The sequence below is a fragment of the Mycobacterium sp. NGS68 genome (assembly GCF_059812195.1).
The window spans coordinates 1-24,691 of sequence record NZ_JCALCE010000038.1 but is presented as its reverse complement, the minus strand read 5'-3'; the positions used below and the strand labels follow the sequence as shown (position 1 = coordinate 24,691).

Here is a 24,691-nt window from a genome sequence, read left to right as displayed (position 1 = left end):
CAATGATGAAGAGAAATTGACATAGCCTGTAAATTAACTTCTTAGCAAGCGGTACTATTGTTACCACTCGGGTTATTGTGATACAGATCACAATATTTCCCTAACGGCCCCGTAAATACTCCGCCCCGCATACAGTCCCCCCGTCGGATTCGGGACCGGCGTCATCCAGTTAGGGGAAATCGAGTGTCTTCCTACGTAATCGCAGCAACTGAAGCTTTGACCAACGCGTCGGCCGACTTGAGTGGAATCGGAGAGGCACTGCAGCGGGCCACAGCGGCGGCGGCTCCCGCCACGACGGGGATCGCACCACTTGCGTCGGATGAGGTGTCGGCGGCGATTACGCGGTTGTTCGGCGGCTACGGGCAGGACTTTCAGGCGTTGAGCGCGCGCTCGGCGCTGCTGCATTCCCAGTTTGTGCAGCTGTTGAACTCGAGCGGGTCGGCCTATGCCGGGGCTGAGGCGGCGGCCAGTTCGGACCTGTTGACCACGCTGGTCGACCTGGCGCAGCCGTTCGGGATTCTGTCGCCCGTCAGGGCAATAACGGGGCGTTCGTTGTTCGTCAACGGCGGCAACGGCACGGCCGGTACGGGTGCCGCCGGTCAAGATGGCGGTTGGTTGATCGGTAACGGCGGCAACGGTGGCTCGGGCACCAGCGGCGTCGCCTCGGGCACCGGTGGCGGCAACGGCGGTGCCGGCGGGCAGGCGGGCCTGTGGGGCGCCGGCGGCGCCGGCGGCGAAGGCGGCGAAGGCGGTGCTGGTAAGGCGGGCGGCACCGGCGGGGCCGGCGGCGCGAACGGCTTCATCGGCGGGGGCGGCGGTTCCGGCGGCGCAGGCGGCGCCGGCGGAACTGGCGGCGCAGGAGCCGACAACTCCGGCCAAACCGGCGGCGTCGGCGGTACCGGCGGGGCCGGTGGAGCGAACCGTCAACTGTTCTCGCTGAACGGGACTGGCGGGACCGGCGGGGCCGGCGGCACCGGCGGCGTCGGCGGTTCAGGCGTGCCCGGGGTGGCGGGCGGCGCGTCCGCCCTTGACGGTGGAACAGGCGGCGTCGGCGGTTCCGGCGGCGCAGGTGGCGCCAACCATTCATGGCTTGGCGGCACCGCCGGCAACGGCGGGGTCGGCGGAATCGGTGGCGGGGGCGGCGTCGGCGGTCTCGGCGCTACCGGCGCCCAGGGATCCGGCCTTGTCGGCGGCGACGGCGGGACCGGCGGTACCGGCGGTGGCGCCGGCCTTGGTGGCGCCGCTGGTGCGAACTCCGCGCTGCTCTTTGGCAACAACGGCAGCGCCGGCCACAACGGCACCGGTGGCGACGGCGGCATAGGTGGGCGCGGCGGCAACGGCGCCATCGGCGACGCGGGAACCGGCGACGGCGGCAACGCCGGTAACGGCGCCACGGCCGGCGCGGGCGGCAAGGGCGGCGCGGGCGGCGCCGGAATCGGCGGCATCGGCGGCGGCGACGGCGGCAAGGGCGGCGACGGCGGCACCGGCGGCGACGGCGGTCGCGGCGCCGACGGCGTGCTCAACACCGGCGGCGACGGCGGCGACGGCGGCACCGGCGGGAAGGCCGGGGCGGCCGGGTCCGGCACAGACGGCGGGAGCAATGGCACCACGGGTACCACCGGCACCGGCGGGAAGGGCGGCGACGGCGGCAACGGCGGCGTGGACGCCGCCGGCCTCGCGCAGGCAGGCGGCACGGGCGGTACCGGCGGCACCGGCGGCACTGCCATTCCGGGTGCCGCGTACGGCAGCGGTGGCGCCGGCGGCACCGGCGGCACCGGCGCGGCCGCCGGCCTGGGCGCAACGGGTGGTATTGGCGGCACGGGCGGCGCCGGCGCGGCCGGCACTAGCACCGCTGCCGGACAGGGCGGCGGCGGTGGCGGCGGTGGCGGCGGCGCCACTGTCCAAAGCACCAACAGCGGGAGCGCCAGCGGTACCGCGAACGGCGGCCACGGTGGCGAGGGTGGTGCTGGCACCTCGAGCGCGGCCGGCGGCGACGGCGGCACTGGTGGCGACGCGGCGATCACGGCCGACGGCACGGGCAGCGTCGCCAGCGGCACCGCGACCGGCGGCCGGGGCGGCGCCGGCGGCACATCGGGCGCCACCGGCGGCGACGGTGGTGCGGCGACCATCAGCGCGGCCAACGGCGGGTCGGCGACCGGCGTGGGTGATGGCGCCACCGGTGGCGCTGGTGGGGCCGGTGTCAACGGTGGCACCGGTGGTGCCGGCGGTGCGGGCACCATCTCCGGCAACTACGCGGGCGACGTCATCAAGGGCACCGCCACCGGCGGTGCGGGTGGGCTCGGTGACGCCGGCACCGGCGGTGCGGGCGGCGACGGCTCCGTCGACGCCACCACCCCCGAAAACGCCGGAGTCCCCGACTCCACCAACGCCATCGTCACCGGCACCGGCACCGGTGGGGCCGGGGGCAGCGGCACCAACGGCGGCGTCGGCGGCAAGGGCGGCCTCGGCGAGGTCACCGCCCATAAGGACGGCATCGCCACCGGCACCGCGACCGGTGGTGACGGCGGCAACGCCTCCGACGCCGCCAGCGTGGGTGGCGAAGGCGGTAACGCGTGGGTGCAGGCCGGCTATGTCGACGGTCTGGGCATGGATGGCGGTAACCACCTCGGTGGTACCGCTCAGGGCACCGCCACCGCCGGCGACGGTGGCAACGCCAGCGGCGGCGGCGTCGCGGGTGACGGCGGGAACGCCCTGGTCATGGGGGCCGGCACCGCCGGTTCCTCCACCGGCAGCATCGCCACCGGTGGCCAAGGTGGCGCGGCGATCACCGTCGGCGCCAACGGCGGTGACGGTGGTTTCGCCTCCGTCACCGGCCTGTACGGCAGCGTCACCAACAGCACCTCGACCGCCGGCGACGGCGGCATCGGGAACGGCGGCAACGGCGGCAACGGCGGCGACGCGTGGAACATCGTCGCCGACGGATTCGGCGGTCCGCTGGGCTCGACCATCACCAACGGCACCGCGATCGGCGGGGACGGCGGCGACGGCGGCACGAACAACACCACCAGCGCCGGCATCGCGCACGGTGGTGACGGCGGCAACGGCGGCTGGGGCAACGTCCTGGTCAGCAACGGCCAGCAGTCCAGCAGCGCCACCGGCCAGGGCGGGGATGGTGGCAACGGCGGCAACGGCGGCACCTACGTCGACGCGGTGCACACCGGCGACGGCGGCAACGGCGGTAACGGCGGTGGCAACGTCTTCCAGCCCGCCGGCGGCACGGGCGGTGCCGGCGGTGACGGCGGCGAGGGTGGCACCGGATCCCTCGGCGGCGACGGCGGCAACGGCGGCGCCGGCACCGGTGCCGATGGCAGGGGCGGCGCCGGCGGCCAGGGCGGTGCCGGCGGCACCTACGTCGACCCGGCCCACACCGGCGACGGCGGCGACGGCGGCGACGGCGGCGCAGCCAGCATCACCGGCACCAACGGCGGCACCGCCACCGGCAGCGCACACGGCGGCGGCGGCGGCGACGGCTTCAGCGGCGATGGCGCCGGCAATGCCGGCGGCGACGGCGGGGACGGCGGCGCGGCCACCATCAAGGCCGACGGAGCAAACAGCGTCGCCAGCGGGATCGCGACCGGCGGCGAAGGCGCCAACGGCGGCGACCACGCCGCCACCGGCGGCGGCGGCGGGGCCGCCACCCTCAGCGCCGCCAGCGGCGGCCACGCCGGCGGCGTCGCTTCCGGCGGTGATGGTGGTGCCGCCAGCACCGGCGGCACCGGCGGCGACGGCGGCGCGGCCACCATCAGCGCGGCCGACGGCGGCACCGCCAGCACCGTCACGTCCGGCACCGGCGCCACCGGTGGCGACGGCGGGGCCGGCCAGGACGGCGGCACCGGTGGGGCCGGCGGGGCCGCCACCATCACCGCATCGGCCGCCGGAAGCACGGCCAGCGGCACCGCCACCGGCGGCACCGGCGGCCTCGGGGATGCGGGCACCGGTGGCGCTGGCGGCGCCGGCGACATCGCCGCCACGGCCGCCGGAAGCACGGCCAGCGGCACCGCCACCGGCGGCGTCGGTGGTGCCGGCACCAACGGCGGCACCGGCGGCGCGGGTGCCCAGGGTGGGGTCTTTGCCCAGCGCACCGGCAGCGAGGCCATCGGCACCGGCATCGGCGGTGGCGGCGGCGCCGGCACCGGCGCCGGCAGCACCGGCGGCAACGGTGGCAGCGGCGGGATCCAGACCGGTTTCTACGCCGGCGGCGCCAACAGCACCGCCAGCGGCTACGCCCTCGGCGGCACCGGCGGCGCCGGAACCACCAGCGGCCACGGCGGTGCCGGCGGCCAGGCCGTCGTGCTGGCCACCGGCAACAACTCCACGGCCACCGGCAGCACCTACGGTGGCGACGGCGGTGCGGGCTCCAACAGCGGCACCGGCGGGGCCGGGGGCCTTGGGCAGGTCGTGACGATGGGCACCGGAACTCAAGCCAGCGGCACCGCCACCGGCGGCGACGGCGGCACCGGCAGCGGCAACAGCGTCACGGGCGGCGCCGGCGGCAAGGCCGCAGTCAGTGCAGGTCAGTCCTCCGGTGCGGGCGCCAATGGCGTCGCCCAGGGCACCGCGACCGGCGGTGACGGCGGCGCGGGCCAGAATGGCGTCAACGGCGGCAAGGGTGGCACGGGCAGCATCTCGACCAAGGGTGCCAACGACTCCATCACGGGCGGCACCGCGACCGGCGGCGACGGCGCGACCGGCGTCGACGGCAACGTCGGGTCGCTCTACACCAGTTTGGGCACGATCACCGACAGCTCCGCGGTCGCTGGCAACGCTGCTGCCGGGGCGGTCGGTGGCGGCGCCACCATCAGCGTCACCGGGGGCTTGGGCAGCGCCGTCAACAGCACCCACGTCACCGGCGGCGACGCCGGGGCGGGTCACGCCGGTGCCAACGCGACGGTGACCGACAGCGGCGGCGCCACCGTCTCGAACACCACCGTGACCGGCGGCAACAGCTCCGACACCGCTCTCGGTGGCAGTGCCACCGTCACGGCCACTGGCGTCAACAGCTCCATCGCCAACGCGTCCGCCATCGGCGGTAACGCCGGTGCGGGCGACGCCAACGGCGGCGTCGGCGGCGCGGGTGGTGCGGCCAGCCTCACGGCGAGCAGCGGCGGGACCGTCAGCGGGGCCGCATCCGGCGGCGACGGCGGGGCCGGCACCGGGTCCGGCAGCACCGGCGGTGCCGGCGGCGCGGGCAGCATCAGCGCCGCGCACGGCGGGTCGGCGACCGGCCTGGGCACCGGCGCCAGCGGCGGCGACGGCGGGGCCGGCAGCAACGGCGGCACCGGTGGTGCCGGCGGGGCGGGCACCATTTCGGGCAACTATGCCGGTGACGTGATCAAGGGCACCGCCACCGGCGGCCAGGGCGGGCTCGGTGATGCCGGGACCGGCGGTGCCGGTGGTGACGGCTCGGTCGACGCCACCACCCCCGAATCCGCCTCGGTTCCCGACTCCACCAACGCCACCGTGACCGGCAGCGGCATCGGCGGGGCCGGTGGCAGCGGGACCAACGGCGGCGTCGGCGGGAAGGGCGGCCTGGGCGAGGTCACTGCCCACCAGAACGGCACCGCCACCGGCACCGCGACCGGCGGCGACGGCGGCGACGCCTCTGACGCCAGCGTGGGCGGTGACGGCGGTAACGCCTGGGTGCAGGCCGGCCTCGTCGACGGCGTCGGCGCCGACGGCGGGATCCACCTCGGCGGCACCGCCAGCGGCACCGCGACCGCCGGCGACGGTGGCAACGCCAGCGGCGGAGGCACAGCCGGAGACGGTGGTGACGCCCTGGTGTTGGGCGCCGGCACCGGCGGCTCCTCGACCGGCAACACGTCCACGGGTGGAGGCGGCGGCGGCGCGACAGCCGCCGGGGCCACCGGCGGCGACGGCGGCTTCGCCTCCAACGCCGGCCTGTACGGCAGCGTCACCAACAGCACGGCAACCGCCGGTGACGGCGGCGTCGGCAACGGCGGCAACGGCGGCGACGGCGGCAACGCCTGGAACATCGTGGCCGACGGATACGGCGGCGCGCTGGGCTCGACCATCACCAACGGCACCGCGATCGGCGGGGACGGCGGCAACGGCGGCACCAACAACACCACCAGCGCCGGCACCGCGCACGGCGGTGACGGCGGCGACGGCGGCTGGGGCAACGTGCTCGTCGCCAACGGCCAGCAGTCCACCGGCGCCACCGGCACCGGCGGCGACGGCGGCAACGGCGGCAACGCCGGCACCTACGTCGACGCCGTCCACAACGGCAACGGCGGCAACGGCGGTGACGGCGGCAGCAACACCTTCCAGCCCACCGGCGGCACCGGCGGCGACGGCGGCGACGGCGGCAAGGGTGGCACCGGATCCCTCGGCGGCGACGGCGGCAACGGCGGCGCAGGCGGCGGGACCGACGGCGTCGGCGGGGCCGGCGGCAACGGCGGCAACGGCGGCACCTACGTCGACGCCACCCACACCGGCGACGGCGGCGCCGGCGGCGACGGCGGCGCAGGCACCGTGACCGGCACCAACGGCGGCACCGCCAGCGGCAGCGCCCACGGCGGTGGCGGCGGGGACGGCGCGGCCGGCGACACCAGCGGCAATAGCGGCGGCGCCGGCGGGGACGGCGGCGCGGCCACCATCACGGCTAACGCATCTGGCAGCAACGCCAGCGGCAGCGCGATCGGTGGCGAAGGCGCCAACGGCGGCGACCACGGCGCCACCGGCGGTAACGGTGGAGCGGGCAGCATTTCAGCCACGGGCGCCAACAGCACCGCACAGGGCACCGCGACCGGCGGGGCCGGCGCGGCAGGGCTGAACAGCGTCAACGGCGGCAACGGCGGTGCCGGCACCATCACGGCCGCGGGTGCGGGCGACTCCATCACCGGCGGCACCGCCACCGGTGGTAACGGCGCCAGCGGGATCAACGGCAACGCCGGGAGCCTGTCCACCAATGGAGGCTCCATCACCGGCAGCTCCGCGATCGCCGGGCACAGTACCGCCGGGGCCGTCGGCGGCGCCGCCAGCATCAACGTCACCGGCGGCTCGGTCAGCGGCACACAGGCCACCGGCGGCGACGCCGGGTCTGGTAAGGCCGGCGGAAACGCGACGGTGACCGACAGCGGTGGCGGCACCGTCTCGAACAGCACCGCCACCGGCGGCAAGGGCTCCGACAGCGCCGTCGGCGGCAATGCCAATATCACGAACAGCGGCGGCTCCATCACCAGTTCGTCTGCGACCGGCGGTTACGCCGGGGCGGGCGACGCCAACGGCGGCGTCGGCGCCAAGGGTGGTAACGGCAACATCACGGTGAGCCTCGGCGGCACCGTCACCAACGGCACAGCCCAGGGTGGTGCCGGCGGCGGTGGTACCGACGGCGGTCACGGCGGCAACGGCGCTAACGGCAACCTCACGGTGAGTGCCGGCAGCAGCAGCGGCGGAACCGCCACCGGCGGCGCAGGCGGCGCCGGCAGCAACGGCGGAACCGGCGGTAACGGTGGCATCGGCACCGTCACCGCCACGGCCAACGGCGCCACAGCCAGCGGTACGGGTAAAGGCGGGACCGGCGGGATCGGCGACGGCTCCGGCAGCACCGGCGGTAACGGCGGTAACGGCACCATTTCTGCCACGGCTGCCGACAGTTCAGCCAGCGGCACCTCAACCGGAGGTGGCGGTGGTAAGGGCGAAAGCGGCGGTCACGGCGGTAACGGTGGTAACGGCCTGATTACCGCAACGGCCACCGACAGCACGGCGAGCGGCACGGCGACCGGCGGTGTCGGCGGGGCCGGAAGCAACGGCGGTACCGGTGGTGCCGGTGCCGCGGGTTCGATCGCCGCTCAGCGGACCGGTAGCGAGGCCACCAGCACCGGTAGTGGCGCCGTCGGTGGTGCCGGCGGCTCGGCCGACGGTTCCGGCAGTGTCGGCGGTACCGGCGGCAGCGGCTCGATTCAGACCGGCTTCTACGCTGGCGGCGTCAACAGCACCGCCACCGGGTCCGCCCTGGGCGGTGCCGGCGGTGCCGCGACGACCGCCGGCCACGGGGGCGCCGGCGGCCAGGCCACCGTGCTCGCCACCGGCGATAACTCCACGGCCACCGGCAGCACGTTCGGCGGCGACGGTGGTGCTGGCTCCAACAGCGGCACCGGCGGTGCGGGCGCGCTCGGGCAGGTAGTAACGCTGGGCGCCGGAACCGAAGCCAGCGGCACCGCCACCGGCGGCGACGGCGGCAGCGGCACCGGCAGCGGCATCACGGGTGGCGCCGGCGGCCGCGGCATCGTCAGCGCGGGCCTGCAGTCCGGTGCCGTCGGTAACAGCACCGCCGAGGGCAACGCAACCGGCGGTGACGGCGGAGCGGGCCAGGGCGGCGTCAACGGCGGCGCCGGTGGTGACGGCACCATCTCGGTCAAGGGCCTCAACGACTCCATCACCGGCGGCACCGCGACCGGCGGCGACGGTGTGACCGGGGTGGCCGGCAACGCCGGGTCGCTGCACACCTCGGGAGGCACCATCACCGACAGCTCCGCGGTCGCCGGCCACAGCGCAGCCGGGGCCGTCGGCGGCGGCGCCAGCATCGACGCCAGCGGCGGTAGCGAGGTCAGCGGCACCCAGGCCACCGGTGGCAACGCCGGGGCGGGCCACGCCGGTGCCACCGCGACGGTGACCGCCAGCACCGGCTCCGCCATCTCGGACACCATCGTGACCGGCGGAAACAGCTCCGACACCGCTCTCGGTGGCAGTGCCACCGCCACGGCCAGCGGCGCCAGCACCATCGGCAATGCGTCGGCCATTGGCGGTAACGCCGGTGCCGGCGACACCAACGGCGGCGTCGGCGGGGCTGGCGGTGCGGCCAGCCTCACCGCCAGCGGTGGCGGGACCGTCAGCGGCCCGGCTCAAGGCGGCGACGGCGGGGCCGGCACCAACGGCGGCACCGGCGGGGCCGGTGGAGCGGGCGACATCACCGCGACCGGTGCTCAGGCGACTGCCGTCGCCACGGGTAACGGCGCCCTCGGCGGTAACGGCGGCAACGGCAGCACCGGCGGCACCGGCGGTGCCGGCGGTGCGGGCTCTATTGAATCCAGCGCGAACGGCTTTGCCGGCGGTAGCGCGACGGGCGGTCACGGCGGCAGCGCCACCGGTGCGGGCAGTACCGGCGGTGCCGGTGCGTGGGCGGAGGTCCAGTCGGGCTACTCGGCCAGCACCCCCACCACCGGCGGGCACGCCGAGGGTCTCGCGCAGGGCGGCGACGGCGGCGACGCCACCGTGGCCGGGGCCCATGGCGGCGACGGCGGCGCCGGACTGTTGCTGGCCTCCGGGCCCACCGGTGTCGCTGAGGGCAGCGCCATCGGCGGCGACGGCGGCGCGGGCAATGCGGCCGGGGCCACCGGCGGCGCCGGCGGGTTCTCCAACGTCGCCGGGTTGAACGCCAGCATCACCAACAGCCACGCGACCTCCGGTGACGGCGGCGACGGCAACGGCGGCAACGGCGGCAAGGGTGGCGACGGCTGGATCCAGGGTTATGACCCGTCAGGCGCCGCAGGCACGCAGATCACGGGCGCCACCTCCACCGGTGGCGACGGCGGCAACGGCGGCCTCAACGGCACCAACGGCGCGATCGGCGGCGCCGGTGGCGGCGGCGGCAACAGCACCTTCTGGCAGTCCGGCGGCCAGACCTCCACCAACGGGGTCAACGCCGGCGGCGCGGGCGGCAACGGCGGCAACGGCGGTGACGGGGTCGGCAGCAACGGCGGCGCGGGCGGCGCCGGCGGCATCGGCGGCACCACCGCAGGAAACATCGGCATCGGCGGTGACGGCGGCGACGGCGGCACCGGTGGCACCAACGGCGGCGTGGGCGGTCAGGGCGGCGCAGGCGGCAACGGCTACGGCACGCCCGGCAGCGGCACCGCCACCGGCGGTGACGGCGGTGACGGCGGCGTCGGCGGCAACGCCCATAACGGCGGCAAGGGCGGTGCCGGCGGCCTAGGCACCATCACCGCCACCAACAACGGTGTCGTCATCTCCACCAGCTCCGCGACCGGCGGCGACGGCGGCACCGGCGGTGCGGGCAACGCCACCACCGCCGGCGGCGCGGGCGGCGCCGGCGGAACCTCCACCATCTCCGCCGACGGAACCGGCAGCCAAGCCAGCGGCCCCGCACAGGGCGGCCAGGGCGGTGACGGCGGCACCAACGGCGCCACCGGCGGCGCCGGCGGGGCCGGCAACATCACCGCCACTGGCGGCGGTCACGCCACCGCCACCGCCACCGGGGCTCTCGGTGGTGAGGGTGGCAACGGCATCAACGGCGGCACCGGCGGCAACGGCGGAGACGCTAACATCAACGCCACTGCCACCGGCAGCTCGGCCAGCGGCGACGCGACCGGCGGTCACGGCGGCCTCGGCGACGCCGGTACCGGCGGCGCCGGCGGCGAGGGCAAGATCTTGGCCTCCGCCACCGCCAGCACCGCCACTGGGACCACCACGGGCGGTGACGGCGGCGCCGGCACCAACGGTGGCACCGGTGGCGCGGGCGCGCAGGGTGGGGTCTTTGCCCAGCGCGTCGGTAGCCAGGCCCTCGGCACCGGCATTGGAGGCGGCGGCGGATCCGCCGACGGCGCCAGCAGCACCGGCGGTAAGGGCGGCGGCGGCTGGATCCAGACCGGCTACTACGCCGGCGGCGCCAACAGCATTGCCAGCGGGTACGCCCTCGGCGGTGCCGGCGGCGGCGCGAACACCGGCGGCCACGGCGGCGTCGGTGGCGGGTCTGTGGTGCTGGCCACCGGCGACTACTCCTCGGCCACCGGCAGCACGTACGGCGGCGACGGCGGTGCAGGCTACAGCGGCGGAACCGGCGGCAAAGGCGGGCTCGGGCAGGTGGTGACGCTGGGCGCCGGTACCTCCACGACCGCCACCACGGCCAGCGGCACCGCCACCGGCGGTGACGGCGGCAGCGGTACCGGTGCCAGCGTCACGGGCGGCAACGGCGGCCAAGGCGTCATCAGCACGGGGCCCGCCGCTGGCACTGTCACCACCAGCACCGCCCAGGGCACAGTGACCGGCGGTCACGGCGGGGCAGGCCAGGGCGGCGTCAACGGCGGTAGCGCGGGTTCAGGCAACCTCTCGACCAAGGGTGTCGGCGACTCCATCACCAACAGCACCGCAATCGGCGGCGACGGCTACACCGGCGGCCAGGGCACCACCAGCCAGATCACCACCAACGGCGGCACGGTCACCGACAGCAGCGTCACGTCCGGCGCCAGCACCGCCGGGGCCGCCGGTGGCGGCGCCAGCATCAACGTCACCGGGGGCTCGGGCAGCAGCGTCAGCGGCACCCACCTCACCGGCGGCGACGCCGGGCCCACCAAAGCGGGCGGTGGCGCGTCCGCGACGGCCAGCACCGGTGGCCACATCTCGGACAGCACCGCGACCGGCGGAAACGCCTCCGCCACCGCTGCCGGCGGTAGTGCCAGTCTCACGGCCACCGGCACCGGCAGCTCCGTCAGCACCAGCTCTGCGGCTGGCGGCAACGGTGGTGCCGGCGGGTCCGGATTCGGCGCGGGCGGTGCCGGTGGCGCCGGCACCGTGTCGGCGACCGGGGGCAGCACCATCATCGGCAGCCACGCGACCGGCGGTACCGGCGGCGGCGGCGGCACCAATGGCACCGGCACCGCGGTCGGCGGCACCGGCGGTGCCGGCGGCACCGGCCTGCTCAGCGTCAACAACGGCGGCACCTTCACCAACCAGACCGCGACCGGCGGCCCGGGCGGCACCGGCGGAAACGGCAGCACCCCCGGCGCAGGCGGCACCGGCATCGGTGGCACGGGTGGTGTCGGCGGCACCGGCGGCAAGCTCAACGTCGGAGGCGGTACGGGCGGCATCGGCGGCGTCGGCGGCAACGCCGGACCGACCGGGGCGCCGGGTGGCACCGGGGCGCCCGGTACGAACGACCCCGCGTAGCAACGACGCCCGCCGGGCGGCGCCTCACACGACCTGCAGTCCGGCGGGAATCCTCTCCGGGTCGCGCCAGAAGGCGTCGCGGACGAAACGCTGGAACAGGTCGGGCGGCAGCAACGTGTCGCGCGGTTCGGCCTTGACTGTGCGCCGCACGGTGTGCAGCCCTGGCGTACCGGCGCGCTCGTCGAATTCCGTGACGTCATACTCGACACGGTCGAAGTCGTGCTCGAACGCGGGCTCGCCGATGAATGCGTAGACGGCCTGCATCGCTTTGGCCGGGTCGGTCGTCAGCGTTTCGTACTGCAGCAACAACAACCGGTCCCGTTGCGCACCGTGGCACGCCTGCCGTAGGGCGTCGTAGGGGCCGCCCACCATGCCTTCGGGTTCGACCACTTGTTGGGCACGGCTGTAGACCGTGCCACCGGCGCTGTAGTTGAAGATCGACGACGGGGTGAAGATGTTCTGCTGCACCAGCCGCTCGATGCTGTCCACCACCCAGGGCAATTCGCGCACGCAGGCAATTACTTTCGCGTCCGGGAACAGCCGCACGATCGCCGGCATCCAGCCGCACCAGGCGCGGTTCGTGTCGAAAATGACCTCGGCGGTGGCGTCGGCGTAGAAGTTGCTGAACAGCCCACGCAGGATGCGCTGGCGCTTGGCGTCGTCGATGAATATCGAAAACTCGTTGCGCGCGCTCATGGCGTCCAGCAGGGCGCCGAACAGGCCGGCCAACGGACCCGACATTCCCGCCTGGAACCGCGGGTTCTGGCGCAGCAGCGCGGCCAGCAGAGTCGAGCCGGACCGCGGCAGGCCCGAGATGAAATGGATGGCTGCCATGGCACGCTCCCTGACCTACCGCCCGCTCGGCTGCATCGACCGATCGCAGATGAGCATAGTGGCCCCTGCAACGGCGTTGTTTCGACCGCACCGACGCCGTCAATCCCCGCGGTATACGCAACCAGGAGGCGCTGATGAACGGCAGCAGCCCACCATTCGACCACCGCCCGGGATATCCCGAGGAGGCCGCCGAACAGGCGGACCGCATAGTGCAACGGACGGAGCAGAGACGGCGGAAGAAGATGGCGTCGCAGCGATCCGCGGCCGAGAGCTTCGACAAGTCCGCAAGCGGCCACGACCGACTCGCCAAATCCTATGATTCCCTGGCCAATCGAAACCAGTACGGGGCCGACTACCGCGGGCACGCGGACCTTCACCGCAAGTACGCCGCCGAAGACCGCTATCTTGCCCAGCGGCTGCGCGACATGGCCGAACCTGGGGCGGAGGAGCGGCCCCGCCCCGCCGAAGATGCGTAAACATGCAGCTGAGCGGTTAGGCTTGCACACGTGGCGGCCAAAAAATGCGTGGCCACGAAAAAGTGGTCGGATAGCTCAGAGCAGCGCCCGGACTGCGTCGCCGCGGTTCGGGAACAAACCCGCGCCCGCAGCCAGCACTACGCCGAGAGCGTCTCGCGGCGCCAGCGCATCCTGAACATCGCCGCCTGGCTGGCCGTGATGGTCAGCGTCAGCTTTATCGCCATGCAGCTGTTGATCGGCGCATGGCTGTGGCAGGTCGTTTCGATCAACATCGTCGGCGCGCTGACATTTGCGTTCGTACCGATGCTGCAACGCTTCGGCGAACTGGTAGCCCCACTGACGTTCATCGCCGCGTCCTATATCACCGTGTTCGCGAGCTGCTGGGACGTGGGCACCGGGTCCGGCGCCCAGTTCTTCTTCCTCATCGGCGCCTGCCTCGTGGTGCTGTTGCTGGGCATCGAACACATCGTCCTGGCCAGCTTCCTGGCGGCGATCGCAGCCGGCCTGGTCATCGCGACCGAGTTCATCGTGCCGCGCACCACCGGGCTGCAGCCTGCCTGGGCCCAGTCGCTGGGCTTCGTCATCACGACCGTGTCCGCCGTCGTCGTGGTGGTGGTGACGGTGTGGTTCGCCCTGCGCGACACCGCGCGCGCCGAGGAGGCGATGGAGTCCGAGTACGACCGCTCGGAGGCGCTGCTGGCCAACATGCTGCCGGCCAGCATCGCGGAACGGCTCAAGGACCCCGAACGCAAGGTCATCGCCGATAAGTACGACGACGCGTCGGTGCTGTTCGCCGACATCGTCGGGTTCACTGAGCGCGCGAGCAGCACCCCGCCGGCCGAGCTGGTGCGGTTCCTGGACAGGCTCTACAGCGCGTTCGACGCCCTCGTCGACAAGCACGGGCTGGAGAAGATCAAGGTCAGCGGCGACTCCTACATGGTGGTCAGCGGGGTGCCGCGCCCACGCCCCGACCACGTCGCCGCGCTGGCCGACTTCGCGCTCGAAATGGCCGACGTCGCAGCGGGATTGACGGGCCCGCATGGCCAGGCGGTCCCGATTCGGATCGGTATGGCCGACGGTCCCGTGGTCGCCGGCGTGGTCGGTTCCCGCCGGTTCTTCTACGACGTGTGGGGCGACGCGGTCAACGTCGCCTCCCGGATGGAGTCCACCGACTCGGTGGGCCGCATCCAGGTGCCCGAGACGGTCTACGACCGTCTGAAGGACGACTTCCTGCTGCAGGCGCGCGGCCAGATCGACGTCAAGGGCAAGGGTGTCATGCGCACCTGGTATCTGGTCGGCCGCAAGCCGGCCGAAGAAGTCACCGACATACGGGTCGAGGAAGCCGACACCGCCCACGTCTAGTGGCGATCGCAAGCGCGGCGCAGCCGGGTCGCCACCATCAGGAAATCGGAGCGAGATTTTCGCAGCCAGCTCACCTTCGGCGAGCGGAAACGAGGCGCGTCAAGGGCCATCAGGCCCTATGCCGGAACCACCACATGCGCCACACTGGTTTCCATGGAAACTTCACCCGTTCCAACCATGTTGCCCCATCTGTGGAAGTCCACACTGATCTCCGGACTCCTCACCCTGGGCCTGGGCGTCGCCATCTTGATCTGGCCGCAGCGATCGATCCTGGCCGCAGCCATCCTCTTCGGCGCGTACTTGCTGGTCACCGGGCTCTGGCAGGTTGCCTTCGCGTTCGGCCTGCACGTCTCTGCGGGCGGACGGGTCCTGCTGTTCATCAGCGGGGCGGCCTCGCTGGTGCTGGCGTTCCTGGCGTTTCGCCACTTCGGCAAGGGTGACGAGGCGACCGCCGTCTACCTGCTGGCGATCTGGATCGGCATCGGCTTTATCTTCCGCGGTGTGGCGACGTCGGTGTCGGCGATCAGCGACCCCACCCTGCCGGGCCGCGGTTGGGAGATCTTCGTCGGTGTGATGAGCCTGATCGCGGGAATGATCATGCTGGGTTCGCCATTCACCAGCCTCGTGATCCTGTTCTGGCTGGCCGGCTTCTGGCTGGTGGCCATCGGCACGTTCGAGATCGTGTCGTCGTTCGGAATCCGCAAGGCGTCCAAGTCGCTCGGGGACGCCCTGTCGCGAGTCAGGGACGCCTGACTCGTAGCGCCGCCCTCCGGTAACTACTACACTCTGTCGTAGCAGACTAACCTCCCTGCAGCCCCCTGGAGATGACAGACATGAATGTCGTCGACGTTTCACGCTGGCAATTCGGCATCACGACCGTCTACCACTTCATCTTCGTGCCCCTCACCATCGGCCTGGCTCCCCTGCTCGCGATCATGCAGACCGCTTGGGTCGCCACCGGAAACGTTGCCTGGTATCGCCTTACCAAGTTTTTCGGCAAGTTGTTCCTGATCAACTTCGCCATCGGCGTGGCCACCGGCATCGTGCAGGAATTCCAGTTCGGCATGAACTGGAGCGAATATTCGCGGTTCGTCGGCGACGTGTTCGGGGCGCCGCTGGCCATGGAGGGCCTGCTCGCTTTCTTCTTCGAATCCACCTTCCTGGGGTTGTGGATCTTCGGCTGGAGCCGACTCCCCCGACTGATCCACCTGGCGTGCATCTGGATCGTCGCGATCTCAGTCAACGTGTCCGCGTTCTTCATCATCTCGGCCAACTCGTTCATGCAGCATCCGGTGGGCGTGCACTACAACCCCACGACCAAGCGCGCCGAATTGAACGACATCGGGGCGTTGCTCACCAACAACACCGGGCTGACCGCGTTCGGCCACACCGTCACTGGCGCAGTGCTCACCGCGGGCACGTTCGTCGCGGCCGTCAGCGCATGGTGGCTGGTCCGGTCGCAGAACAGCACCGATGACGGCACCCGGGCGATGTACCGCCCGGCGACCATCCTGGGCTGCCTGGTCGCGCTGCTCGCCACCGCCGGCCTGTTCTTCTCCGGTGACCACCAGGGCAAGCTGATGTTCCAGCAGCAGCCGATGAAGATGGCGTCGGCGGAATCGTTGTGCGACACCCAAACCGACCCCGACTTCTCCATCCTGACCGTCGGAAGGCACAACAACTGCGACGCCGTCACGCGCGTGATCGAGGTGCCGTATGTGTTGCCCTTCCTCGCCGAGGGCAAGTTCGAGGGTGTCAAATTGCCGGGCGTGCGCGATATCCAGCGCGATTACGAGCTGCGATTCGGCCCGAACGACTACCGCCCCAACCTGTTTGTCACCTACTGGTCCTTCCGCATAATGATCGGGCTGCTGGCGATTCCGGTGCTGTTCGCGCTGCTCGCGCTGTGGCTGACCCGCGGCGGACGGATCCCGAATCAGCGCTGGTTCAGCTGGTTCGCGTTGCTCACGATTCCCGCCCCGTTCCTGGCCAACAGCGCCGGCTGGGTGTTTACCGAAATGGGCCGCCAGCCATGGATTGTCGCGCCGAATCCCACCGGCGACCCGAACGTCCACCTCACCGTGGCCGAAGGGGTGTCCCATCACGCGTCGGGCATCGTCATCACCTCGCTGGTCACGTTCACGCTGATCTACGCCGTGCTCGCGGTCGTCTGGTTCTTCCTACTCAAGCGCTACATCGTCGAAGGGCCGCTGGAACATGACGCCGAACCGGCCCCGCCCCGCGCACCCGACGACGACGAAGTCGCGCCGTTGTCGTTCGCATACTGAGAAAGGAGCTGACCGATGGGACTCCAAGAGTTGTGGTTCGGTGTGATCGGGCTGCTCTTCGCCGGTTTCTTCTTCCTCGAAGGCTTCGACTTCGGCGTAGGCATGCTGATGGAGCCCCTCGCCCGGGTGGGCTCCGGCGACCCGGAACTCCAACGCCGCGCCACGCTGAACACCATCGGTCCCGTCTGGGACGGCAACGAGGTCTGGCTGATCACCGCGGGCGCGGCGATGTTCGCCGCCTTTCCCGGCTGGTACGCCACGGTCTTTTCCACGCTCTACCTGCCGCTGCTGGCGATCCTGTTCGGCATGATCGTGCGGGTCGTGTCCATCGAATGGCGCGGCAAGATCGACGACACGAAGTGGCGGGGTTGGGCCGACTTCGGCATCGCGGCCGGATCCTGGCTGCCTGCCCTGCTGTGGGGGGTGGCGTTCTCGATCTTGGTGCACGGGCTGCCCGTCGACGCCAACGGCCAGGTCAACCTGTCGATTGGTGACGTGCTCAACGCCTACACGCTGCTGGGCGGATTGGCGACCACCGGGCTGTTCCTGCTCTACGGCGCGGTGTTCCTGGCGCTCAAGACCTCCGGCACCATCCGCGACGACGCCTACCGGATCGCCGTGTGGCTGTCCCTTCCGGTGACGGTATTGGTTGCCGGCTTTGGCCTTTGGACCCAGCTGGCGTACGGCAAGGACTGGACATGGCTGGTGCTCGGCGCCGCAGTGGTGGCCCAGTTGGGAGCGGTGTTCCTGGTGTGGCGGCGCGCATCCGACGGCTGGGCGTTCGTCTGTACCGCCGTGGTAGTAGTGGCCGTCGTCGTCCTCTTGTTCGGTGCGCTGTATCCCAACCTGGTGCACTCGTCGCTGAATAGCCAGTGGAATCTGACCATCTACAACGCGTCGTCGACGCCCTACACGCTCAAGATCATGACCTGGGTGACCGCGATCATGGCCCCGCTGACAGTGGTCTACCAGGCCTGGACGTATTGGGTGTTCCGGCAACGCATTTCGGCCGAGCGCATACCGCCGCCGATCGGCCTGGCCAGGCGTAACTCCTGAGCGCTAAGGGATCCCGGGCTCCCCTGGACCCGCGACTGTGGGGGGCGTCGACGGCGTTGCGCCGCTACCTAATCGCCGCGGTGGCGTGTGGTGTGGTCGTCTCCGGGTGTGCCATCGGTTCGGCGATCGTCCTCGCGAGCGTCGTCGCGCGCGTCGTCGGCGATCCCTCGACCCGCGACCCCCGCCACTATGCTCTGCCGCTGTCGATCCTGTTGGCGCTGTGGGCGATCCGGGCGGCGACGGCCTGGCTGCAGGCCCGCCTCGGCCAGCGCGGCGCCAGCGCGGTGATTGCCGACCTCAACGGTCAGGTGCTCGCGGCGGTAACCGCCCGGGAGCCCCGTCAACTGACCGCCGAGCGTGACGCGGCCGCGGTGGTGGTCACCCGCGGTCTCGACGGCCTGCGCCCCTACTTCACCGGCTACCTGCCCACCCTGCTGTTGGCCGCGATCCTGACCCCGGCCACCGTCGCCGTGATCGCCTGCTATGACCTGAAATCCACGGTGATCGTGGTGATCACGCTGCCACTGATACCGATCTTCATGGTGCTGATCGGGCTGGCCACCGCGGAGCGATCGGCCGCCGCGCTGCAAGCCATGACAACGCTGCAGGCGCGCCTGCTGGACCTGATCGCCGGTATCCCGACGCTGCGGGCGCTGGGTCGTGCTTTCGGCCCGGAGCGGCGCATCGCCGAACTCGGTGCCGCGCACCGGCGTTCGGCGATGGCCACACTGCGGATCGCCTTCCTGTCCGCTCTGGTGCTGGAATTGCTGGCGACGCTGGGGGTCGCGCTGGTTGCGGTGAGCATCGGCCTGCGCCTGGTGTTCGGCGAAATGAGCCTGACGACCGGCTTGACCGTGCTGCTGCTGGCGCCGGATGTGTACTGGCCGCTGCGCCGCATCGGCGTGGAATTCCATGCCGCCCAGGACGGCAGGGCCGCGGCGGACAAGGCTTTCGCGCTGATCGGCGAGCCTTGCGTGTCAGAGCCCGGCCAGCGGACCGTCACGGCCCGCGGCGCGGTCATCCGCATCGAAAACCTCAGCGTCGCAGGGCGAGACGGCGCCGCGCCGGATGATCTGACCGCGCAGCTCGAACCCGGCCGGGTGACCGTGCTGACGGGACGAAACGGTGCCGGCAAGAGCACGACGCTGCAGGCGATCGCGGGGCTCACGGCGCCGTCGTCCGGGCGGGTCAGCGTGGCCGGTGCGGATGTCCGAGACCTGGCGCCCGAGGCGTGGTGGCGGCAGCTGTCCTGGCTGCCGCAACGCCCGGTCCTGGTCCCGGGAACCGTGCGCGAGAACCTATTGCTGCTCGGCGATCTCGATGACCTGGACGGCGCTTGCGCGGCCGCCGGTTTCGACACGGTGCTGGCCGGGCTGCCCGACGGGCTGGACACCGCGCTGGGTCGCGGCGGCGTGGGCCTGTCGCTCGGCCAGCGGCAACGCCTGGGCCTGGCCCGCGCGTTGGGCTCGACGGCGCCCGTCTTGCTGCTCGACGAACCCACCGCGCACCTGGATGCCGCCGCCGAAGACAGGGTGCTGCGCGCGGTCGTCGAGCGCGCCCGCGCCGGCGCGACGGTGGTGGTCGTCGGGCATCGCGAACCCGTCGTCGCAATCGGGGACCGCGTCGTCGAGGTCGTCTGCAGCGGTGATCGCTATGCGCCGGTCTGAAGCCGTGCTGGGCCTGCTGCGGCCGCGTCTCCCCCGCCTGTTCGCCGCGATCGCGCTGGGGGTGCTGTCGCTGGGCAGCGCGCTGGCGCTGGCCGGGGTGTCGGCGTGGCTGATCACCCGGGCCTGGCAGATGCCGCCGGTGCTGGATCTGTCCGTCGCGGTCGTGGCGGTGCGGACGTTCGCGATCTCGCGGGGCGTGCTGCACTACTGCGAGCGGCTGGCCACCCACGACACCGCCCTACGCGCGGCCGGCACCGCTCGTGCGACGATCTATACCCGGCTCTCCCGCGGACCGGCGTCGGCCTCCGTCCGGTTGCCCAGCGGCGAGCTCGTGGCTCGCGTCGGCGCCGACGTCGACGCGCTGGCCGACGTGCTGGTGCGCGCCGTGGTGCCGATCGCGGTCGCGGGCGTGCTTTCCGTGGCGGCGACGGTCGTCGTGGCGGTGATCTCTCTGCCGGCCGCAGCGGTGCTGGCGCTGTCTCTGGTCGTCGCCGGCGGCGTGGCGCCCTGGTTCGCCGGCCGGGCCGCGTCCGCGCAGGAAGCGATTGCCCGGCAACATCATTCCGAGCGCGACACGGCGGCGATGATCGCCCTCGAGCACGCGCCGGAGCTTCGGGTCGCCGGCGCCCTGCCCGGTGTGATCGCCGAATCGCAACGGCGCCAACGCGCCTGGGGAGACGCTCTGGACGCCGCCGCCCGACCGGCCGCCCTCGCCGAGGCCATGCCCACCGCGGCGATCGGGATCAGCGTGCTCGGCGCGGTGATCGCCGGCATCGCGATGGCATCCACCGTCGCCCCCACCACGCTCGCGGTCCTGATGCTGTTGCCGCTGTCCGCGTTCGAGGCGACGGGCCCGTTGCCCGCCGCCGCCGTTGCGCTGACGCGGGCACGGATTGCGGCGCGTCGGCTGCTCGACCTGGTTCCGCCGGGCCAGCCCTTGCCCACGCGACCGGTGCCCGGCGGGACCGGCCGGTTGTCGGCCGGAACGCTCGACCTGCCGGCGGGCGCGCGCCTCGCGGTCACCGGGCCCAGCGGCGCCGGAAAGACCACGCTGCTGATGACGCTCGCCGGGCTGCTGCCGCCCTCGCACGGGCGCGTGACGCTGGACGGAACCGACCTGGACCAGTTCGACGATGCCGAACTACACAGTGCTGTCAGCTTTTTCGCCGAGGACGCGCACCTCTTCGCCACCACCGTCCGCGACAATCTGCTGGTAGCCCGCGGCGACTGCGGCGACGACGACCTGGTCGCGGCCCTGACTGCCGTCGGCCTCGGCGCGTGGCTGGCCAGCCTGCCCGAGGGCCTGTCGACGGTGTTGACCGGCGGCGCCCAGGCGGTGTCCGCCGGCCAGCGCCGGCGGTTGCTGCTGGCCCGCGCGGTGATTTCGCCGGCCCGCGTCGTGCTGCTCGACGAACCGACCGAGCACCTCGACCGCGGCGACGCCGAGCCGATCCTGCGTGACCTGCTGGGCCCCGGTCCCGGCCTGTTTGCGGCGGACCGGACCGTGGTCGTCGCAACCCATCACCTGCCCGACGGCCTTAGTTGTGCGGAGGTCACGATCGACCGCCGAGCAGTCCCCCGCAAGCGGGAGGTGCCCCCAGCAAAAGCCCCCGACACGCTGAGGAATTAGGGGCTGTTGCGTCTGCTCGGCGCCTATCGCTTGGCGGGGAAATACTTCAGCACGCCCTCCTGCATCACGGTCGCGACGGCCTGCCCCGAGCGATCGAAGAAGTGCCCGGTGCCCAGCCCGCGTGAATCCGCCGCCACCGGCGACGTCGTCGAATACAGCACCCAGTCATTGAAATTGACCTGCCGGTGCAACCACACGGAGTGGTTCGCGGACGCGGCGAAGATGCGGTCGAATCCCCACGACAACCCATGTTTGGTGATCACCGAGTCCAGCACGGTGGTGTCCGAGGAGTACAGCATGGTCGCGGTGTGCAGCACCGGGTCGTCGGGCACGGCGCCTAGCGCCTTGAGCCAAACCCGGTTGTGGGCAAGGCGATCGCCCTTGTCGCGCATCACCCAGGCCGGGTCGTTGGTGTAGCGCCATTCGACCGGCTGCAGCGCGTTGACGAAGTGCGGCACGGTCTTTTCGTAGCCGCGCAACAGCTCGCCGATGGTCGGCAGCAGGTACGGGTCTGGCACCTCGGGCGGGTCGACGGCGTGTTCCAGCCCGGGGCCGCCGGACATGTAGGCGATCAGCGCCGACGACAGCAGCACCCCGTCCTGCACCGCGTCCACGCGCCGGTTGGCGAAGCGCCGCTCGTCGCGCAGCCCAACCACGTGGTATTCGATGTCCTTTGCGGTGTCGCCGCCGTTGATGAAGTGCACCGAGACGGCACTGGGCGGCAGGTCGTCGCGGGTCAGGCTGCGGGTGGCCGCGACGAACGACTGCGACACCAGCAGGCCGCCGAAGGTGCGCATCGGGTTCTTGCTGGGGTGGGAGCCGATGAAGCGGTCGTCAGCGACGCGCTTGAGGTCCAGTACCGCAAGCAGTTCCTCGAAGTCGGTCAACTAGACGTCGTCCTCGCCGATCCGGTGCACGTGGATCAGGTTGGTCGACCCCACCGTCCCGGGCGGCGCGCCGGCGACGATCACCACCAGGTCGCCGCGCTTATAGCGGCCGAGTTCCAGCAGCGACTTGTCGACCTGGCGGATCATGCCGTCTGTCGACTTCATGTGCGGGACGATGAACGTCTCGGTGCCCCACGTCATGGCCAGCTGGCTGCGCACCTCGGGCAGATCGGTGAAGGCCAGCAGCGGCAGCGGGGTGTGCAGGCGCGCCAGCCGGCGCACGGTGTCGCCCGACTGGGTGAACGCGACCAGGGCCTTGGCGTCCAGTCGCTCGCCGATGTCGCGGGCGGCGTAGGAGATCACGCCGCGCTTGGTGCGCGGCACATGCGTCAAAGGCGGTGCGGCCGTCGAGTTTTCCTCGACCGCGCAGACGATTCGCGACATGGTCCGCACGGCGGCCAGCGGGTACTTGCCCACCGACGTCTCGCCGGACAGCATCAGCGCGTCGGCGCCGTCGAGCACCGCGTTGGCGACGTCGGAGGCCTCCGCGCGGGTCGGCCGCGAGTTCTCGATCATCGAGTCCAGCATCTGGGTCGCGACGATGACGGGTTTCGCGTTCTCCCTGGCCATCTGGATGGCCCGCTTCTGCACCAGCGGAACCTCTTCCAACGGCAACTCCACGCCGAGGTCGCCGCGGGCCACCATGATGGCGTCGAATGCCAGCACGATGGCTTCCAGATTGTCGATGGCTTCGGGTTTTTCCAGCTTCGCGATCACCGGGACCCGCCGCCCCACCTGATCCATCACCTCGTGCACCAGCTCGACGTCCGACGGCGAGCGCACGAACGACAGCGCGACCAGATCGACCCCGATCGTCAGTGCGAACGTGAGATCCTCGATGTCTTTTTGCGACAGCGCCGGCGCGGTCACGTTCATCCCTGGCAACGACAGGCCCTTGTTGTTGCTGACTGGGCCGCCCTCGGTGACCGTGCAGACCACGTCGTTGCCGTCGATGGCGTCGACCACCAGGCCCACCTTGCCGTCGTCGACCAGCACCCGGTCGCCCACCTCGGCGTCCTCGGCCAGCTTCTTGTACGTTGTCGACACCCGGTCGTGGGTGCCGTCGCAGTCCGCGACGGTGATCCGCACCGTTTCCCCGTCAGCCCAGTAGGTGGGACCCGCGGCGAAGCGGCCCAGCCGGATCTTGGGACCCTGCAGGTCGGCGAGCACGCCGACGGCGCGACCGGTGACGTCCGATGCGGACCGCACCCGCTCGTAGACGGTTTTGTGATCCGCGTAGTCGCCGTGGCTGAAGTTCATTCGGGCGACGTCCATTCCGGCCTCGACCAGCGCCAGGATCGCCTCCTCGGACTGGGATGCAGGGCCAAGGGTGCAGACGATTTTTCCGCGTCGCGTCACGGCGATCCAGCATAGTCGCGCTGGGTTGCCGTTGGGTTGAGTCGCAGTTAGCGGCGGGTCAGCCGCTGAGAATGGTCGGGACGAGCGGGAAGCCGGGGAGGTTGCGCAGCACCGTCCACACGACCGTCAGCACCACGATCGTCACCACCGCCGGTATCGGCTGCGTGGGACGGCCTTGTCGGCGTCGCATCAGGATCCATCCCGCCAACAGCGGGAGGCCGACCAACGCGAAGACATTGTCGTTGATGCTGGCGAGCAGATCGCCGTGCAGCAGGTCGTGGGTCATCCGGAGGCCGCCGCAGAACGGGCAGTTCCAGCCGGTGAGCATCTTGAACGGACACAGCGGATAGGCCGAATGCGGCTTGTGGGGGTCGACGACACCGATGTACGCGAGCGCGCCTGCCAGCAATACACCCGTGCCTACCGCTGTGTAGACACGGACGCGGCGCCCCGTGTCCGCCTGGCTTCTCGGCGGTTGCGGCGACGACGGATTTGTCACCGTTTCAGCATGCCAGACGGGCAGGGGTTCGGCGGCGGGCGTCTATTCCCTCGCCGGACGTGAAGCCACTGCGAAAAAGCCCGCACTTTTTCGTAGTGGCTTCACGTCGGGCGCAGCCAGTTTCGCCCTAACGGCCCGGCCGCGACCTGAGATTCCGCAATCGTTGCCGCCAGCGCTCCCGGGGGGTATTCGCCGGTGTGACGAGCGGTATCGGGGGCTCGGCCGCCTCCGGCTTGCCGGCCTCAGGCTCCGTAGCCTCAGGCTCGAGGACCTCGGACTCAGCCGCTTCTGGTTCCGCAACCTCAGGCTCGACGACCTCGGACTCAGCGGCTTCAGGCTCCGCGACCTCAGGCTCGGAGGCTTCAGGCTCAGCGGCTTCAGGCTCCGCGACCTCAGCCTCGGGCTCCGCGGCTTGTTCGTCAACGGCTTCCGGCTCCGCGATCTCAGGCTCGGCCGCTTCCGATTCGACGGCCTCCGGCTGGGCTGCTTCCGGCTCGCTGATCGCCGGCTCAGCGGCGTCTGGTTCCGCTGCCTCAGGCTCCTCGGCTTCGGCCGCTTCTGGTTCCGCAACCTCAGGCTCGACGACCTCGGACTCAGCGGCTTCAGACTCCGCAACCTCAGGCTCGA

The 24,691-nt window shown here is 72.0% G+C and carries 13 protein-coding genes; 9 read left to right on the top strand and 4 right to left on the bottom strand.

The window, feature by feature from the left end:
• Positions 1–237 precede the first annotated feature (237 nt).
• Entirely contained in the window at positions 238–11,946 is an 11,709-nt protein-coding gene (locus AC5Y5V_RS26895) for a PE domain-containing protein (protein ID WP_499941247.1), read from the top strand.
• 24 nt (positions 11,947–11,970) lie between these two features.
• Here AC5Y5V_RS26895 and AC5Y5V_RS26890 read toward each other — a convergent pair whose 3' ends face one another.
• Positions 11,971–12,780, bottom strand: coding sequence for a sulfotransferase family protein (locus AC5Y5V_RS26890; RefSeq protein ID WP_499941245.1), 810 nt, complete (start codon positions 12,778–12,780; stop codon positions 11,971–11,973).
• A 134-nt stretch (positions 12,781–12,914) separates the two neighbouring features.
• Between AC5Y5V_RS26890 and AC5Y5V_RS26885 the strand changes: the two genes are divergently transcribed.
• The 7 genes from AC5Y5V_RS26885 to AC5Y5V_RS26855 all read left to right on the top strand — a co-directional run bounded on the left by AC5Y5V_RS26885 (position 12,915) and on the right by AC5Y5V_RS26855 (position 21,259).
• Positions 12,915–13,256, top strand: a complete 342-nt coding sequence (locus AC5Y5V_RS26885) for a hypothetical protein (RefSeq protein ID WP_499941242.1) — start codon at positions 12,915–12,917, stop codon at positions 13,254–13,256.
• A 30-nt stretch (positions 13,257–13,286) separates the two neighbouring features.
• Complete coding sequence (locus AC5Y5V_RS26880; protein WP_499941240.1) at positions 13,287–14,618, top strand: adenylate/guanylate cyclase domain-containing protein; 1,332 nt, start codon at positions 13,287–13,289, stop codon at positions 14,616–14,618.
• Between the two features lie 177 nt (positions 14,619–14,795).
• Positions 14,796–15,371 carry an HdeD family acid-resistance protein gene (locus AC5Y5V_RS26875; protein ID WP_499941303.1) on the top strand — a complete coding sequence of 192 codons (576 nt, stop codon included), beginning with the start codon at positions 14,796–14,798 and terminating at the stop codon, positions 15,369–15,371.
• An 80-nt stretch (positions 15,372–15,451) separates the two neighbouring features.
• Positions 15,452–16,906, top strand: a complete 1,455-nt coding sequence (locus AC5Y5V_RS26870) for a cytochrome ubiquinol oxidase subunit I (RefSeq protein WP_499941236.1) — start codon at positions 15,452–15,454, stop codon at positions 16,904–16,906.
• Positions 16,907–16,921: 15 nt separating this feature from the next.
• A complete protein-coding gene (gene cydB, locus AC5Y5V_RS26865; protein WP_499941234.1) occupies positions 16,922–17,962 on the top strand; it encodes a cytochrome d ubiquinol oxidase subunit II in 1,041 nt (346 codons plus the stop codon).
• Positions 17,963–18,042: 80 nt separating this feature from the next.
• The gene (cydD, locus tag AC5Y5V_RS26860; RefSeq protein WP_499941232.1) at positions 18,043–19,629 is read left to right on the top strand and encodes a thiol reductant ABC exporter subunit CydD; all 1,587 of its coding nucleotides are present in this window, start codon (positions 18,043–18,045) and stop codon (positions 19,627–19,629) included.
• Positions 19,616–21,259 (top strand): thiol reductant ABC exporter subunit CydC, encoded by a 1,644-nt coding sequence (locus AC5Y5V_RS26855; RefSeq protein WP_499941230.1) that lies wholly within the window; start codon positions 19,616–19,618, stop codon positions 21,257–21,259. Before cydD ends, AC5Y5V_RS26855 begins: the two co-directional genes overlap by 14 nt.
• Before the next feature lie 23 nt (positions 21,260–21,282).
• On the opposite strand, the gene AC5Y5V_RS26850 is transcribed toward AC5Y5V_RS26855, so the two are convergent.
• The 3 genes from AC5Y5V_RS26850 to AC5Y5V_RS26840 are packed head-to-tail and all read right to left on the bottom strand — an operon-like array spanning position 21,283 to position 24,064.
• On the bottom strand, positions 21,283–22,146 hold the full coding sequence (locus AC5Y5V_RS26850; protein WP_499941228.1) for an acyl-CoA thioesterase II: 864 nt from the start codon (positions 22,144–22,146) through the stop codon (positions 21,283–21,285).
• Positions 22,147–23,565 (bottom strand): pyruvate kinase, encoded by a 1,419-nt coding sequence (gene pyk / locus AC5Y5V_RS26845; RefSeq protein WP_499941224.1) that lies wholly within the window; start codon positions 23,563–23,565, stop codon positions 22,147–22,149.
• A gap of 58 nt (positions 23,566–23,623) precedes the next feature.
• Positions 23,624–24,064 carry a DUF2752 domain-containing protein gene (locus AC5Y5V_RS26840; protein WP_499941221.1) on the bottom strand — a complete coding sequence of 147 codons (441 nt, stop codon included), beginning with the start codon at positions 24,062–24,064 and terminating at the stop codon, positions 23,624–23,626.
• Between the two features lie 163 nt (positions 24,065–24,227).
• On the opposite strand from AC5Y5V_RS26840, the gene AC5Y5V_RS26835 reads away from it, so the two are divergent.
• Positions 24,228–24,691: hypothetical protein (locus tag AC5Y5V_RS26835; RefSeq protein WP_499941219.1), on the top strand; the 464-nt coding region annotated here is incomplete at its 3' end.